The following is a 15,755-nucleotide window of genomic DNA, read 5'->3' as shown; positions in this document are numbered from 1 at the left end:
ATGGCCCAAGTCCTGGACAAGCCCGTGCAGTTGAAGGCACCGGTCTCCCCCGCCGAGCGCACGGCACGCCGCAAGTCGCTCCTGGAGTGGGTCGCGATCCACTCCCTCGGCGTCGCGGCAGCGCTCTTCTTCGTCCTGCCCTTCGTGTTCGTGTTCCTGACCTCGCTGATGAGCGACAGCCAGGCGCTCAGCCGCGACCTGATCCCGCACACCTGGGAATGGGGCAACTACAAGAAGGTCTTCGACACCCCGGGCTTCCTGACCTGGTGGAAGAACACGCTGATCTACGCGGGACTGGGAACAGTCCTTACGGTCGTGTCGTCGATCCCGGTGGCGTACGCGCTCGCCAAGTTCCGCTTCCCGGGCCGCAATCTCTCCCTGATGCTGGTCATCTCGATGATGATGCTGCCGCCACAGGTGATCATCATCCCGATGTACCTGTTCTGGGCGAAGCAGCTGGACCTGTCGGGCACGCTGTGGCCGCTGATCATCCCGATGGCGTTCGGGGACGCGTTCTCCATCTTCCTGCTGCGCCAGTTCCTGCTGACCATCCCGAACGAGTACATCGACGCGGCGAAGGTGGACGGCTGCGGTGAGCTGCGCACGCTTCTGAAGGTCGTCCTGCCGATGGCCAAGCCGGGCATCGCGGCCGTGGGCCTGTTCCAGTTCTTCTACGCCTGGAACGACTACTTCGGCCCGCAGATCTACGCGTCGGAGAACCCCGGCGCCTGGACCCTGAGTTACGGCCTGGAGTCGTTCAAGGGCGCGCACCACACCGACTGGAACCTCACCATGGCCGCGACCGTGCTGGTCATGGCCCCCGTGATCCTCGTGTTCTTCTTCGCCCAGAAGGCGTTCGTCGAAGGTGTCACGCTCACCGGAGTGAAGGGTTAACCGTTCATGAAACTGACTGTGGTCGGCGGAGGCTCGACCTACACCCCCGAACTCATCGACGGCTTCGCCCGTCTGCGCGACACCCTGCCCGTCGAGGAGCTGGTGCTGGTCGATCCGGCGCACGAGCGCCTGGAGCTGGTCGGCGGGCTCGCCCGGCGCATCTTCACCAAGCAGGGGCACCCGGGCCGGATCGTGACGACGGACGACCTGGACGCCGGCGTGGACGGCGCCGACGCCGTGCTGCTCCAGCTGCGCGTCGGCGGGCAGGCGGCGCGCGAGCAGGACGAGACCTGGCCGCTGGAGTGCGGCTGCGTCGGCCAGGAGACGACCGGCGCGGGCGGGCTCGCCAAGGCGCTGCGCACGGTGCCGGTGGTGCTCGACATCGCGGAACGGGTGCGCCGTACCAACCCGGACGCCTGGATCATCGACTTCACCAACCCCGTCGGCATCGTCACGCGCGCGCTGCTGCAGGCGGGCCACAAGGCGGTCGGTCTGTGCAACGTGGCGATCGGCTTCCAGCGCAAGTTCGCGAACCTGCTGGGCGTCTCGCCCGCCGACGTCCACCTGGACCACGTCGGCCTCAACCACCTCACCTGGGAGACCGGCGCCCGCCTCGGCGGCCCCGAGGGCGAGAACGTACTGCCCAAGCTGCTGGCCGAGCACGGTGACGCGATCGCCGCCGACCTGCGCCTGCCGCGCGAGATCCTCGACCGGCTGGGTGTCGTTCCCTCGTACTACCTGCGGTACTTCTACGCCCACGACGAGGTCGTACGGGAGCTGCGCACCAAGCCGTCCCGGGCCGCCGAAGTGGCGGAGATGGAGCGGGAGTTGCTGAAGATGTACGGCGACCCGGAGCTCGACGAGAAGCCGGCGCTGCTCGGCAAGCGGGGCGGCGCCTACTACTCGGAGGCCGCCGTCGACCTCGCGGCCTCGCTGCTGGGCGGGGGAGGGTCGCCGTACCAGGTGGTCAACACCTACAACCACGGCACGCTGCCCTTCCTGCCCGACGACGCGGTGATCGAGGTGCAGGCCGCGGTGGGTGCGAAGGGGGCGACCCCGCTGCCGGTGCCCGCCGTGGACCCGCTGTACGCGGGCCTGATGGCGAACGTCACCGCCTACGAGGACCTGGCCCTGGAGGCGGCCCTGCGGGGCGGCCGGGACCGGGTGTTCCGGGCGCTGCTGGCCCATCCGCTGATCGGCCAGTACGAGTACGCCGAGACCCTCACCGACCGACTGATCGCGCACAACCAGGAGCATCTCGCGTGGGCATGACCGCACGTGTCCTCGCCGTCGACGCGGGCAACAGCAAGACCGACGTCGCGGTCGTGGCCGCCGACGGCACCGTCCTCGCCACGGCCCGCGGCGGTGGCTTCCGGCCGCCGGTGGTGGGCGTGCGGGCGGCGGTGGACGCGCTCGCCGAGGCCGTGGACAGGGCCTTCGCCGCCGCGGGCGTGGACTCGGCCGAGCACGTCTCGGCCTGTCTCGCCAACGCCGACTTCCCCGTGGAGGAGGAGCAGTTGGCGGCCGCGCTGCACGCGCGCGCGTGGGGCGCGGGTGTCGAGGTCCGCAACGACACCTTCGCCATCCTGCGCGCGGGCATCACCGAGCCCCGGGGTGTCGCCGTGGTGTGCGGTGCCGGCATCAACTGCGTCGGCATGCGCCCCGACGGCCGCACCGCCCGCTTCCCGGCGCTCGGCCGCATCTCCGGTGACTGGGGCGGCGGCTGGGGCCTGGCGGAGGAGGCGCTGTGGCACGCGGCGCGCGCGGAGGACGGGCGCGGGGAGGGTACGGCCCTTGCCCGCACCCTGCCGGCCCACTTCGGCCACGACACCATGCTCGCGCTGATCGAGGCGCTGCATCTGGAGGAGGTGGAGCCGGTCCGCCGGCACGAGTTGACGCCGGTGCTGTTCGAAACGGCGGCCGACGGCGACCCGGTCGCCCGCGCGATCGTGGACCGGCTGGCGGACGAGGTGGTGACGATGGCGACGGTCGCGCTGACCCGCCTCGACCTGCTGGAGGAGGAGACTCCGGTCCTCCTCGGCGGTGGTGTGCTGGCCGCCCGGCATCCCCAACTCGACGACCGTATAAGGGAGTTGCTGGCCGTGCGCGCACCGAAGGCGGTCGCGCGAGTGGTGACGGCGAGCCCGGTGCTGGGGGCGGCGCTGCTGGGGCTCGACCGGGTGGGCGCGGGGGCGGAGGTGCACGAGAGGCTGCGGGCCCACTTCGAAGGGTGACCTCACGGGAACCGAACGGATTCCCATGGCGTATTCATGGGCAGGGGGGTGCTGCGGGCGTCGCGTCGTGCCGGTATACCGGCTACGGCACCGCGCTCCGTACCGGCCGCCGCGCTGCGATCGGATCAAGATCCAGCGAAGGCCGGTGCGGATGTCGGTGCCGGGCGCGATACTTGCGGCGACGGATGACCATGGGGGAGGTCAACAGTGACACACCCGCCGAAGAGCAGCGCGGCGCCACCGGGTTCGAGCGTGCCCACGGTGCCCGCCGTCCCGCACCGGCCCGGCCCGCCCGCTCCCCCCACACCACCGGGCCCCGCAGCTGTTCCCGAGGCCGGACCCGGGCGCCGTACCGCTTTCGCCGAGGGCGTCGACCAGTTGCGCGCGGCCGCCACCACGGAGCCCGGTCGGCTGCGCATCATCGGTGCCCTGCTCGCCCTGCTCGTCGTCGGCTTCGGCGCGGTCGCCGCCTGGCAGATGACCGACCGGGCCTCGGCCGCCGACGACGTCCTCAACAGCAGCCAGCCGCTCAGCTCGGCCGCCGCCGACATCTACAGCTCGCTGGCCGACGCCAACACCCAGGCGGCCAGCGGCTATCTCGCGGGCCCGCAGGAGAAGCCCGCGATGCGGGAGCAGTACCAGAAGGACATCGACAACGCCGCGGCCAAGCTGGTCACGGCCGCCGCCAACTCCAAGTCGGGCTCCGAGTCGGCGAAGACGATCGCCGACCTGAACAAGCTGCTGCCGACGTACAAGGGCCTGGTCGAGACGGCCCGCGCCAACAACCGGCTGGGCTATCCGGTGGGCGGCGCCTATCTGCGGCTGGCGAACGAGACGATGCAGCAGGAGATGCTGCCGAAGGCCGAGCGCCTCTACGAGCGTGAGAACCAGCGGCTGAACTCCGACTACGCGGACGCCAAGTCCTTCCCGTGGGCGGCGGCCGGCCTGGGCGTCCTCGCCCTGGCCGCCCTGGTCTGGGCCCAGCGGCGCAACTACCTGCGCACCAACCGGGTGCTCAACCACGGCCTGGTCACCGCCTCCGCGGTCTCCGTGGTGGTGCTGCTGTGGATCACGGTCGGCCACACCGTCGCGCGCGTGGGCCTCAACGACTCCTACGACCACGGCGTCCGCTCGCTGAACGTCCTGCACGACGCCCGGATCGCCTCCCTGACCGCCCGCAGCGACGAGAACCTCGCCCTGATCCGCCGCGGCGCCGACACCACCAAGGTCGGCGAGGAGCAGAAGGACGCCTACGCCGTCGGCTACGACACCCAGATCGCCGACCTCGCCGCCAAGCTCGACCAGGCCGGCTCCCTCGCCGACGACTCGGCGGGGAGGAAGCCGGTGACGGAGGCGAACGGCTTCATGAAGGTGTGGAAGCAGCGGCACACCGTCGCCCAGGACAAGAGCGACGCAGGCGAGTACCAGGTGGCCCGCGACAAGGTCATCGGCGTCGGCCCGGACCCGACCAGCGTGTGCTTCGAGAACGTCGACGCGGCCCTGGTGAAGGCCCTCGGCCATGAGCAGACCGAGTTCCAGCAGGCGGCGACCGGCGGCCGGGACGCGCTGACCGGACTGCCGTACGGCGCCGCGATCCTCGCGGTGCTGGGCGCTTCGGGCGCGGTCCTCGGCATCGGGCGCAGGCTGTCGGAGTACCGGTGAGAGGGGGCGGGAGGATGAACGCACCACGTCTGGCACACCGTCTGCGGGGCTGGGGAGGTGTGGGCGCGATGGCGGTCGTGTGCGCCCTCGCGCTGGCCTTCGTCCTGCTGCTGCCCCGGACCGGGGCGAGCGGGGCGGGCGGCACCACGGGCAGCGGCGGCGGGCGCCTCACGCACGCCCTCCAGGCCGCCACCGAGGAGAAGTGCAAGAACGGCCAGTACCCGCAGGACCAGAGCCTGTCGCCGTCCGGCGGCGGCAGCACCTCGAACGTCGACGCCATCAAGAAGCGCGGCCGGCTGACCGTCGGCGTGGACACCAACAGCTACCGCTGGGGCTACCTCGACCCCAACAACGCCAAGGGCGAGCTGGAGGGCTTCGACATCGACCTCGCGCACCGGATCGCCTACGACATCCTCGGCGACGCGGACAAGGTCACGTTCAAGGCCATCCCCACCAGCCGCCGTATCGACGCCATCCAGCACGGCGAGGTCGACATGGTGGTGCGCACCATGACGATCACCTGCGACCGGCTCAATGAGGTGGCGTTCTCCGCGCCCTACTTCAAGACCGGCCAGCAGGTCCTCGCGCTCAAGAACTCGACGATCACCGGATACGACAAGTCGCTCGCCGGAAAGCGGGTCTGCTCGGCGCAGACCTCCACGGCCCTCTTGAAGCTGGTCGCGGACAAGGGTCACAAGATCCCCGCCTCCACCGACATCCGCACCGTCGTCCCCAACCAGCTCGACTGCCTGGTGAAGTTGCAGCTCGGCGAGGTCGACGCGGTGGTGACGGACGGCGCGCTCGCCGCGAGCCAGGCCGCGCAGGACCCGACAGTGGCGCTCAAGGGCGGTGTGTTCACCGACGAGTACTACGGCGTGGCGATGAAGAAGAGCTCCACGGATCTGGTACGCCAGGTCAACCGGACCCTGGAGGACTACATCGCGGATCCCCAGGGCTGGCAGGCGTCGTACGCGAAGTGGCTGCACCCCACCATGGACCAGGGCGGCAAGAAGTCGGCCTCGGCGACCCCTCCCGAAGCCCACTACAAGTGACCGATCATCGACTGATGGACAACTGACGGAACACGACTGCAGCGAGAGGTGATCGATGGGCGTCACGGACCCCGCCGGGCCGGTGATGGACCGGGACGAGGTGGACCGTGCGCTGGCGCGGCTCGGCGCGGAGCACGAGGCGATCGAGACCTCACTCCTCGCCCTGCAGGACCACGCGGGCCGCAGACTCCTCGAAGGCGCCGAGCTCACCGGGACCACCAAGGAGCGCTGGACGGCCGCGGAGGCGTCGATCACGCTGCTGTGGGCGTACTTCGACGCGTACACGGACGCCTTGCGCGCCGCCCGGGAGATCCGCTCCCGGCGCCGCTGGTCCAGCCGCGAGGACCTGGTGGAGCTGACCGAGCTGCTGCGCGGGGCGTCCGTGACGGTCGCCGGTTCGACGACCGCGACAGCGAACGCGCCTACGCTGCACGGCCCTTCGGGCAAGCTCAGCGAGCAGTTCTCGCTGGCCGCCCTGGTCGACCGGATGAACGAGCTGTACGCGACGAGCCTGGACATGGTCGTCGCCGCCGACGCGGTCTGGTCGGCGCTGCCCGCCAGGATCGATTTACTGGCCGCAGAGCTCCAGCGCACCCGCAAGCTCGCCCACTCGGTCGGCGTACGCCCCGGCGAGCACCCGGCCGGCGACGACCTGGAGCGCATCACGCGCACCCTGACGAACCTGCGCGAGCAGGTGGTCTCCGACCCGCTCGCCTACTGGATTCCCGCGCAGGGCAGTTCGGCGCCCGGCGGCGGCCGCCCGGACACCACGGTGTACGACCGTGAGGCGCGCGCCCTGGAGGACGTGCGGCGGGAGATCGACGCCGTGCTGACCGTGCGGCAGGACGCCGAGCAGCGGCTGGTGAAGCTGCGGGACGTGCTCTCCCGCGCGGACCGCACGCTCGCCGAGGCGCGCACCGCGCGCGGCGAGGTCCTCGCGAAGATCGCCGCGACGGAGGTGCCGGTGGTCAGCGGCCCGCCGACCGTGCTGCAGGAGCAGCTGGCGACGGCCGCCGAGTACCGCAGACACGCCCAGTGGCACCGCCTGTCCCCGCTCCTGGAGTCCCTGGAGCAGAAGGCGGAGGACGAACTGCTGCGCGCCCGCGAGTCGTTGACCGCGGTCACCGCGCCGCTCGCGGTCCGCGCGGAGCTGCGCGGCCGCCTCGACGCGTACAAGGCGAAGGTGGCCCGGCTCGGGCACGCCGAGGACCCGTTCCTGATCGAGCGGTACGACGCGGCGCGCCGGATGCTGTGGAGCGCGCCCTGCGATCTGCGCGTCGCCGAACAGGCCGTACTGCGCTACCAGCAGGCGGCCGCCGAGGTGCTCGGCGGCGGCCCGCGGGTGCCGGGGCAGGCCGGGCCCGAGGACCGCAGGGGGCCCGGAGCGTGAGCGACAAGGGGGGTAGAGCGTCATGAGTCAGGCGGAGCAGCCCTGTCAGCGGCCCGGCTGCGAGGGTTCGTACGAGGACATGGGCGGCGGCGAGCTGTACTGCGACACCTGTGGCCTGGCGCCGGTGGTGTCGGCCAACGGCGCGGTGGGCTCGGCGTCCACCGGCGGCAAGGACTCGGCGGGCAGCGGCAGTTCGCGCTCGGCCGGCCGCGGCAGCTCTCGTACGTCCTCGCAGTCGTCGAAGTCGCGGCGCTCGGTGTCGGGACGGCTGTCGCGGTCCCTGTCGGGCAAGTCGACGGGCCGCTCGGTGTCGGTGCGCAGCTCCGGTTCCAGCACCAACACCAGCTCCCGCGGGCGGCTGGGCGCCGGTCTGGTGCAGGTGCCGGACGTGCCGCGGCCCGACCCGCGCGCGATGGTGCTGGAGAACCCGGAGGTGCCCGAGCGCAAGCGGTTCTGCTCGCGCTCCGACTGCGGTGCGCCGGTGGGGCGTTCACGTGGTGAGAAGACGGGCCGTACGGAGGGCTTCTGCACCAAGTGCGGGCACCCGTACTCCTTCGTGCCGAAGCTGAAGGCCGGGGACGTGGTGCACGGCCAGTACGAGGTCGCGGGCTGTCTCGCGCACGGCGGGCTCGGCTGGATCTATCTCGCCGTGGACCGCGCGGTCGCCGACCGCTGGGTGGTCCTCAAGGGCCTGCTCGACACCGGCGACCAGGACGCGATGGCGGCGGCGATCTCCGAGCGGCGCTTCCTGGCGGAGATCGAGCACGCCAACATCGTGCGGATCTACAACTTCGTGGAGCACCTCGACCAGCGCACCGGCTCCCTCGACGGCTACATCGTCATGGAGTACGTCGGCGGCAAGTCGCTGAAGGAGATCGCCAACGACCGCCGTACGAGCGCCGGGAAGCGCGACCCGCTGCCGGTGGAGCAGGCCTGCGCGTACGGCATCGAGGCCCTTGAAGCCCTCGGCCACCTGCACAGCCGCAACCTGCTGTACTGCGACTTCAAGGTCGACAACGCCATCCAGACCGAGGACCAGCTCAAGCTCATCGACATGGGCGCGGTGCGCAGAATGGACGACGAGGAGTCGGCCATCTACGGCACGGTGGGCTACCAGGCGCCGGAGGTCGCCGAGGTCGGCCCGTCGGTGGCGTCCGACCTGTACACGGTCGCGCGCACGCTGGCCGTCATGACCTTCGACTTCCAGGGCTACACGAACGTCTTCGTGGACTCGCTGCCCGACCCGGACAACATCGAGGTCTTCCGCCGGTACGAGTCCTTCTACCGTCTGCTGGTCCGCGCCACCGACCCCGACCCGGCCCGCCGGTTCGCCTCCGCGCAGGAGATGGCGGAGCAGCTGACGGGTGTGCTGCGCGAGGTGGTCTCGCTGCAGACGGGCCGGGCGCGGCCCGCCCTGTCGACCCTGTTCGGGCCCGAACTGCGGGTCACGGACGCGGAGTTGTTCCCGAAGCTGGAGGGGGACGTGTCCCGGCTGGGCGCCAGGTACGCGCGCAGGCGGACGCTCACCGCGGATCCCACCGCCGCGCCGCCCGCGGCCGACCCGGTCGCCCTGAACGGCAGCCCGGCCCTCGTCAAGCACGTCAACTCCCCCGCCGCGGCCCTCGCGCTGCCCGTCCCCCGCGTCGACCCCAGCGACCCCAACGCCGGTTTCCTCGCGGGCCTGATGACCACCGCGCCGGCCGAGCTGCTCGGGGCGCTCTCGGCGGCTCCCTCGCCCTCGGTCGAGACGCGGCTGCGGCAGATCCGGGCCTGGCTGGAGAACGGCGACTCCGAGGCCGCGCTGACCTCGCTCGCCAAGCTGGAGGACGAACGGCCGGACGACTGGCGGGTGGTCTGGTACCGCGGTGTGGCCGCGCTGGTCACCGGCGACCACGAGAACGCGGCGCTCGCCTTCGACGCGATCTACGACGCCTTCCCGGGCGAGATGGCGCCCAAGCTGGCGCTCGGCCTGTGCGCGGAGGTGCTGGGCCAGCTGGACAACGCGGCCGAGTACTACCGCCTGGTCTGGTCGACCGACCCGAGCTATGTGAGCACCGCCTTCGGGCTGGCCCGCGTCCAGCTCGCGGCCGGGGACCGGCGGGGCGCCGTACAGACGCTGGAGTCGGTGCCGGAGTCGTCGATCCACTACACGGCCGCGCGGGTGGCCGCCGTGCGAGCGCGGCTGCGGCAGCGCACCGCGGCGCCCTCGGACGCGCCGTTCCTGGAGGATCTGACGGCGGCCGCCGGGCAGGTCGAGGCGCTGGACTCGTACGGTCTGGACCCGGCTCGCCGGGAGCAGTTGTCGGCCGAGGTCCTCGGCTGCGCGCTGGACTGGATACTCTCCGGGGGCCAGGGTTCCGCGCCCGCCGGGCAGCGGGCGCTGCTCGGCAGCGACCTGGACGAGCGGGGACTCCGCTTCGGCCTGGAGCGTTCGTACCGCACGCTGGCCCGGCTGGCGCGGGGCGGCGAGGAGAGGATCGACCTGGTGGAACGTGCCAACCGTTACCGCCCCCGGACGTGGGTGTAGTTGATGTCGCAGATGCCCCAGTTGTCCGCCTGCCCGAGCTGCGAATGGCCGCTCGAGTCGGGTGACCGTTTCTGCGGTGCGTGCGGATACGACCTGTCCGCGGTGCCGCCACGGCCGGACGACCACCCGACGATCGCGCTGAACGGCGCGGACCTGGCGCCGGACCCCGACGGCGTGGCCTGGCCCGTCGCGCCCCGGCCCGACAGTGCCCCGGCGGCCGCGCATCTGCCGACCGACCTGGCCGGCACCGATTCCGGCGGGATCCCGCTGCCGCCGGAGCAGCCGCCCACCGGATCGCCGGTCTCCCCGGCCTCCGGCGTGCGCTTCGACCGGCCGCCGGAGCCCGACGAGTACCCCTTGCAGGCCCCGGATCCGCGCGTCGCCGACCTGTCCGCGTCCGAGGGCGCGGGGCTCTGCGTGGCCTGCCGCGCGGGCCGGGTCGACACCGACGGCTACTGCGAGAACTGCGGGCACGCCCAACCGCGGGAGCGCGACCACATGGAGCAGGAATGCGGCCCGCTGGCCGCCGTCAGCGACCGCGGCCTGCGGCACCACCGCAACGAGGACGCCTTCGGCATCGGCACCGCCACCCTTCCGGACGGCTCCCCCGCGTCGGTGGCGATCGTCTGCGACGGCGTCTCCTCGGCGACCCGCCCCGACGACGCCTCGCTCGCCGCCGCCCGGGCCGCCAACGAGTCGGTGCTGGCCGCCCTGCCGCGCGGCACCCACCCGCAGCAGGCGCTTCACGACGCGATCGTGGCCGCCTCGCAGGCCGTCAACGCGCTGGCCGTCGAACCCGCCACGGCCCGCGAGCACGCCCCGCACCAGAACGCCCCGGCCTGCACCATCGTCGGCGCCGTGGTCACCACCGGCCTGCTGGTCGTCGGCTGGGTCGGCGACAGCCGCGCCTACTGGGTCCCGGTCGACCGCAACTCGCCCCCGGCCCGGCTCACCGAGGACGACTCCTGGGCCGCCCAGATGGTCGCCGCGGGCCTGATGAACGAGGCCGAGGCGTACGCCGACGAGCGCGCCCACGCGATCACCGGCTGGCTCGGCGCGGACGCCTACGAACTGGAGCCGCACACCGCTTCCTTCAAGCCGGACCGGCCGGGTGTAGTGGTGGTGTGCACGGACGGGCTGTGGAACTACGCGGAGGCGGCCGAGGAGATGGCCGAGGTCGTACCCGCGGACGCGGCCGTACGTCCGCTGCACAGCGCCCGCGTCCTGGTCGGCCACGCCCTGGACGGCGGGGGCCACGACAACGTAACAGTGGCCGTCGTGCCGTTCCCGGCCGTGCCTCAGGGGGCAGGATCGGCCTGAGGCCGGATACGACGGGGAGGCCTCGGCGGACCGGAGGGGACCGGTCCGCACACAGTCGTCACCTCGCGATCGTGAGGTTCTTGAGGGGGATTTGAGTAGGCATGGCCAATTTCTCGAAGTCCAACGTGCCGCAGTTCTCGATGGACGTGTACCAGAACGAGTACCTGCCCGAGGGCGGCTGCGAGGTCAACGCGATCGTGACGGTGACCGCCACCGGGGGCGGCACGATCGGCGGCGCGGTCACCGCGCCGCACCTGTACGGGCGCGGCCAGGGGCCGTCCGCGGCGGTGGCGGTCATGGTCGACTGCTCCGGCTCGATGGACTACCCGCCGACCAAGATGCGCAACGCCCGCGACGCTACGGCCGCCGCGATCGACACCCTGCGCGACGGCGTGCACTTCGCGGTGATCGGCGGGACGCACGTGGCCAAGGAGGTCTATCCGGGCAGCGGGCGGCTCGCGGTCGCCGACGCCACCACCCGGGAGCAGGCCAAGCAGGCCCTGCGCAAGCTCAGCGCGGGCGGCGGCACCGCCATCGGCACCTGGCTGCGCCTGGCCGACCGGCTGCTGTCCTCCGCGGACGTCGCCATCCGGCACGGCATCCTGCTCACCGACGGCCGTAACGAGCACGAGTCGCCGACCGACCTCAAGGCGGCCCTGGACTCCTGTGCCGGGCGGTTCACCTGTGACGCACGGGGCGTGGGCACCGACTGGGAAGTGAAAGAAGTCACAGGGATCGCCTCGGCCCTGCTCGGCACCGCCGACATCGTCGCCGACCCGGCCGGCCTGGCCGCCGACTTCACGCAGATGATGGAGACGGCGATGGGCAAGGAGGTCTCCGACGTCGCCCTGCGGGTGTGGACGCCGGTCGGCACGACCATCAAGTTCGTCAAGCAAGTCGCGCCCACCGTCGAGGAGTTGACCGACCGCCGCACCGAGGCCGGGCCGCGCGCCGGGGACTACCCCACCGGGTCCTGGGGCGACGAGTCCCGCGACTACCACGTGTGCGTCGAGGTCCCCTCCGCCGGCCTCGGCCAGGAGATGCTCGCCGCCCGGGTCTCCCTCGTCGTCCCGCAACCCGACGGAGGCGTCCAGAACCTGGGCGCGCAGGGGCTCGTACGGGCCGTGTGGACCGACGACATGGTGGCCTCGACATCGATCAACCCCCAAGTCGCGCACTACACGGGTCAGGCCGAACTCGCGCAAGCGATCCAACAAGGTCTCGATCTACGCAAAGCGGGCGATATCGATGGAGCGACGGCCAAACTGGGCCGGGCCGTCCAGCTCGCGAACGACTCGGGGAACGCGGATACTGCGAAACTGCTTTCGAAGGTGGTCGACGTGGTCGACGCCGCGACAGGTACTGTGCGACTGAAGGCGAAGGTCGAGGAGGCCGACGAGATGACTCTCGAAACCCGGTCGACAAAGACTGTTCGTGTAAAGAAGTGACGTAGCGCAGCAACGAGAAGTTCCCTGACACGAGAGGGGGAAGCGCCGACATGCCGACCTGCCCGAACGGACACCAGTCGGGTTCCGACGACTGGTGCGAGGTCTGCGGTCACCGCATGGCCGGTGCCGTACCCCCGCCCCCTCCGCCGCCCCCGCCCGGCGGTGGCTACGGCTTCCCGCCGCCCGGCCCCGGTGGCCAGGGCGGCCGTCCGCACCTGTCCTCGGTGCCGGACCCGGAGCCCGAGCTGTGCCCGCAGTGCCGCACACCCCGCGAGGGCGGTGCGCCGTTCTGCGAGGAGTGCCGGTGGAACTTCCTCACCAACACGGCCACCTCGTACACCCCGGCCGCCCCGCGCCCGCCGGCCCCCGGGCCGAACGTGCGCTACCAGCAGCAGCCGCCCGGTCCGTCGTACGGCGGCGGTGACTCGTACGAGTACCAGAGCTCCCGCCCCTCGCAGGTGAACCGTCCCGCCGAGCCGATCCCGCCCTTCGGCAACGACCCCTCCGCTTCCGGCCCGCCCCCCTTCGGCGGCGACCCCGGGGGCCGCGGCGGCCCGTACGGCAACGACCCGCGCCCCGGCGGCCCGCCCCAGGGCTACGGCAACGACCCCCGTCCCGGCGGCCAGCCCGGCTACGGCAACGACCCGCGCCCGGGCGGCGGCCAGCAGGGCTTCGGCAACGAGTCCCGTCAGGGCGGTCAGCAGGGCTTCGGCAACGACCCCCGCCCCGGTGGCCAGCCGCAGGGCTTCGGCAGCGACCCGCGCCCCGGAGGCGGCCCGCCCGGCTTCGGCGCGGACCCGTCCCGCCCGGTCCCGCCCCCGCCCGGCCCGACACCGACGGCCGGCGGCCCCGGTGGACCCGGCGGCCCGGGCGCAGGCCCCAACGGGCCCGGCGGCGGTCCCGGCGGCCCCGGTGGTGGTCCCGGTGGCGGGCTCCCGCAGGCGTTCCAGCAGGCCGGCCCTCCGGCCCCGCCCGCCTTCCCGCAGGAGACCCAGCGGCCCGCGCAGGGCGGCCCGTCCTTCGGCGGCGGCGAGGACGACTGGGTGATCTCCCCGCCGTCGTCCGGCCCCGGTGCGCCCGGAGGTCCCGGCGGTCCCGGCGGTCCCGGTCAGGGCGGTGGTTACGGCTACCCGCAGCCCGGCTCCACACAGGCGCCGCCCGGTGGCGGGTTCCCGCAGGCGCCGGCCGGCCCGGCGACCTGGACGGCGACGATCGGTCCGGACCGCGAGTACTTCATGGCGATGATGCAGCGGTCGGGGCCCGAGGCCGCGGGGCTCAACCTGCCCGCGTACTCGCCCGAGCAGCAGCGGACGCTCTCCGGCAACCAGATCACCATCGGCCGCCGCCGGCACTCCACCGGTGACACCCCGGACATCGACCTGTCGGTGCCGCCGGAGGACCCGGGCGTCTCGCACCAGCACGCGGTGCTGGTCCAGCAGCCGGACGGCAGCTGGGCGGTCGTCGACCAGAACTCGACGAACGGCACGACGGTGAACGGCTCCGAGGACCCGATCCAGCCGTTCGTCCCGGTGCCGCTGCAGGACGGCGACCGGGTACATGTCGGGGCGTGGACGACGATCACGATCCGGCGGGGCTAGACAAACCTCCGGCTCTCAGCCGGCTCTCATCGGAGGGGCCAGATGTACGGCCCCTCCGGATCGTCCAGCCAGGCCCACTCCCGGTCGGCGCCGACTGTGATGCCGTAACGCTCCCGGGTCGGCTGTCCCTCCCTCTCCCACAGGGCGTACGCCTCCTGTGGTTCCAGGCTGCCCCGGGTGAGGGTCAGCAGGAAGCGGAAGAGTTCGTTGTCCCTGGCCGGGCGCGGTATCGCGCCCAGGTGGGCCGGTTCGGGCTCGGGGCGGGTGTCGCCGCGCAGCGGGACGAAGTACGCCGGTGTGTGCAGGAAGCGGCCCTCGGCGCAGCCGGTGTCGTCGACGGTCAGCGCGAGCAGGCCCGTGGCGAACGGGGTCAGGATGCGCGCGCCGGGGTTGCACTGGGCGATCCAGGCCGGCGGGACCGAGGTCAGGGTGCAGGTCGCGATGATCCGGTCGAAGGGGGCGCGTTCGGGGACACCGCGGGCGCCGTCGCCGGTGATGACGGCCGGGTGGTAGCCGGCGTCGGCGAGATGCCGCCGGGCGGCCTCGGTGATGTCCGGATACAGGTCGATCGTCGTGACGAGGTCGTCGTCGCGGAGCCGGTGGGCGAGCAGCGCGGCGTTGTATCCCGTACCGGCCCCGATCTCCAGCACCCGGTCGCCGTCCTTCACCTCCAGCTCGACCAGCATCTTCGCCATCAGCGAGGGCTGGCTGCTGGAGGAGACCAGTTCGCCGTCGCGCAGCCGGGTGGCGAGCGGCGCGTCGGCGTAGGCCCCCCGCAGCCACCGCTCCCGCGTCCGCGGATCCGGGCTCTCTCCCCACCGCCGCTCGTAGCCGCCCCTGACGCCGACGTAGTAGTACGGCACGAACAGATGCCGCGGCACGGCCTCGAACGCCTGACGCCACACGGGGTCGGCGTCCCACACCCCGCTCGCCCCGATCTCCCGCACGAGCCCCGCTCGCGCCGAGGCGGCGAGCCCGTCCAGATCCTTGCCGAGAACGTGCGCGCCCATAGGTCCACTGTGCTGCGGGACGGGTCGCGGTGCGAGTACTGGAACCACCCGATCCGGAATCCGGCCTTCGGAGGGGTGCACCGTCCTAGGTCTCAAGTCCTCGTTCCCGCGGTCTGACACCATGGAGGGCGTGAATGAGATTCGGCGCGGCACGCTTCAGGAGCAGACCTTCTACGAGCAGGTCGGCGGGGAGGAGACCTTCCGCCGGCTCGTCCACCGTTTCTACGAGGGCGTGGCCGAGGACCCGGTCCTGCGGCCGATGTACCCCGAGGAGGACCTCGGACCGGCCGAGGAGCGGCTCACGCTGTTCCTGATCCAGTACTGGGGCGGCCCGACGACGTACAGCGACAACCGCGGCCACCCCCGCCTGCGGATGCGGCACGCCCCCTTCACCGTGAACCGCGAGGCGCACGACGCCTGGCTGAGGCACATGCGCGACGCCGTGGACGAGCTCGGCCTGTCCGAGGAGCACGAGGAACAGCTGTGGCGCTATCTGACGTACGCAGCGGCCTCGATGGTGAACACCCCGGACTGACCCGGACCGACCCCGGATCGCCCGGCCTGACGCTCGGATTCCGGTCGTACGACGCCGGATTCCGGTCACAATCCGGTCAAGGCCG

The 15,755-nt window shown here is 72.3% G+C and carries 12 protein-coding genes; 11 read left to right on the top strand and 1 reads right to left on the bottom strand.

What is annotated here, in order from left to right; translation table 11 throughout:
* The 10 genes from ABZ848_RS18905 to ABZ848_RS18860 all read left to right on the top strand — a co-directional run bounded on the left by ABZ848_RS18905 (nt 1) and on the right by ABZ848_RS18860 (nt 14,125).
* The gene (locus ABZ848_RS18905) at nt 1-894 is read left to right on the top strand and encodes a carbohydrate ABC transporter permease (protein WP_360833047.1); all 894 of its coding nucleotides are present in this window, start codon (nt 1-3) and stop codon (nt 892-894) included.
* 6 nt (nt 895-900) lie between these two features.
* Entirely contained in the window at nt 901-2,166 is a 1,266-nt protein-coding gene (locus tag ABZ848_RS18900; RefSeq protein WP_360833044.1) for a 6-phospho-beta-glucosidase, read from the top strand.
* Nucleotides 2,157-3,128 (top strand): BadF/BadG/BcrA/BcrD ATPase family protein, encoded by a 972-nt coding sequence (locus tag ABZ848_RS18895; RefSeq protein ID WP_360833041.1) that lies wholly within the window; start codon nt 2,157-2,159, stop codon nt 3,126-3,128. The genes ABZ848_RS18900 and ABZ848_RS18895 overlap by 10 nt, the downstream gene beginning before the upstream one ends.
* Before the next feature lie 207 nt (nt 3,129-3,335).
* Nucleotides 3,336-4,790: a hypothetical protein gene (locus ABZ848_RS18890; protein WP_360833038.1), complete on the top strand. Its 1,455-nt coding sequence runs from the start codon at nt 3,336-3,338 to the stop codon at nt 4,788-4,790.
* Between the two features lie 14 nt (nt 4,791-4,804).
* Nucleotides 4,805-5,842 (top strand): glutamate ABC transporter substrate-binding protein, encoded by a 1,038-nt coding sequence (locus ABZ848_RS18885; protein ID WP_360833035.1) that lies wholly within the window; start codon nt 4,805-4,807, stop codon nt 5,840-5,842.
* A 55-nt stretch (nt 5,843-5,897) separates the two neighbouring features.
* Nucleotides 5,898-7,232: a hypothetical protein gene (locus tag ABZ848_RS18880; protein ID WP_242758972.1), complete on the top strand. Its 1,335-nt coding sequence runs from the start codon at nt 5,898-5,900 to the stop codon at nt 7,230-7,232.
* Nucleotides 7,233-7,254: 22 nt separating this feature from the next.
* Nucleotides 7,255-9,759: a tetratricopeptide repeat protein gene (locus tag ABZ848_RS18875; protein WP_360833031.1), complete on the top strand. Its 2,505-nt coding sequence runs from the start codon at nt 7,255-7,257 to the stop codon at nt 9,757-9,759.
* Nucleotides 9,760-11,079, top strand: a complete 1,320-nt coding sequence (locus tag ABZ848_RS18870) for a PP2C family serine/threonine-protein phosphatase (protein ID WP_360833028.1) — start codon at nt 9,760-9,762, stop codon at nt 11,077-11,079.
* Nucleotides 11,080-11,180: 101 nt separating this feature from the next.
* Nucleotides 11,181-12,527 carry a VWA domain-containing protein gene (locus ABZ848_RS18865; protein WP_360833026.1) on the top strand — a complete coding sequence of 449 codons (1,347 nt, stop codon included), beginning with the start codon at nt 11,181-11,183 and terminating at the stop codon, nt 12,525-12,527.
* 50 nt (nt 12,528-12,577) lie between these two features.
* Nucleotides 12,578-14,125, top strand: coding sequence for an FHA domain-containing protein (locus ABZ848_RS18860; protein ID WP_360833023.1), 1,548 nt, complete (start codon nt 12,578-12,580; stop codon nt 14,123-14,125).
* A 26-nt stretch (nt 14,126-14,151) separates the two neighbouring features.
* Here ABZ848_RS18860 and ABZ848_RS18855 read toward each other — a convergent pair whose 3' ends face one another.
* Nucleotides 14,152-15,135 carry a methyltransferase domain-containing protein gene (locus ABZ848_RS18855; RefSeq protein ID WP_360833020.1) on the bottom strand — a complete coding sequence of 328 codons (984 nt, stop codon included), beginning with the start codon at nt 15,133-15,135 and terminating at the stop codon, nt 14,152-14,154.
* A 121-nt stretch (nt 15,136-15,256) separates the two neighbouring features.
* Here ABZ848_RS18855 and ABZ848_RS18850 point away from each other — a divergent pair, with 121 nt between their 5' ends.
* Nucleotides 15,257-15,670, top strand: coding sequence for a globin (locus tag ABZ848_RS18850; protein WP_360833017.1), 414 nt, complete (start codon nt 15,257-15,259; stop codon nt 15,668-15,670).
* Nucleotides 15,671-15,755 lie beyond the last annotated feature (85 nt).

It is taken from the genome of Streptomyces sp. NPDC047081 (assembly GCF_040643775.1).
In the GTDB taxonomy this organism is placed as follows: Bacteria; Actinomycetota; Actinomycetes; order Streptomycetales; family Streptomycetaceae; genus Streptomyces.
Note: the sequence above shows the minus strand (reverse complement) of the source record. Positions and strands in the feature narration are given on the sequence as shown.

Coding starts and splice junctions, on each gene's coding strand:
- ABZ848_RS18865 (WP_360833026.1), top strand. CDS start 11,181: ATGGCCAATTTCTCGAAGTCCAACGTGCCGCAGTTCTCGATGGACGTG.
- ABZ848_RS18855 (WP_360833020.1), bottom strand. CDS start 15,135: ATGGGCGCGCACGTTCTCGGCAAGGATCTGGACGGGCTCGCCGCCTCG.
- ABZ848_RS18900 (WP_360833044.1), top strand. CDS start 901: ATGAAACTGACTGTGGTCGGCGGAGGCTCGACCTACACCCCCGAACTC.
- ABZ848_RS18880 (WP_242758972.1), top strand. CDS start 5,898: ATGGGCGTCACGGACCCCGCCGGGCCGGTGATGGACCGGGACGAGGTG.
- ABZ848_RS18875 (WP_360833031.1), top strand. CDS start 7,255: ATGAGTCAGGCGGAGCAGCCCTGTCAGCGGCCCGGCTGCGAGGGTTCG.
- ABZ848_RS18905 (WP_360833047.1), top strand. CDS start 1: ATGGCCCAAGTCCTGGACAAGCCCGTGCAGTTGAAGGCACCGGTCTCC.
- ABZ848_RS18885 (WP_360833035.1), top strand. CDS start 4,805: ATGAACGCACCACGTCTGGCACACCGTCTGCGGGGCTGGGGAGGTGTG.
- ABZ848_RS18860 (WP_360833023.1), top strand. CDS start 12,578: ATGCCGACCTGCCCGAACGGACACCAGTCGGGTTCCGACGACTGGTGC.
- ABZ848_RS18850 (WP_360833017.1), top strand. CDS start 15,257: ATGGAGGGCGTGAATGAGATTCGGCGCGGCACGCTTCAGGAGCAGACC.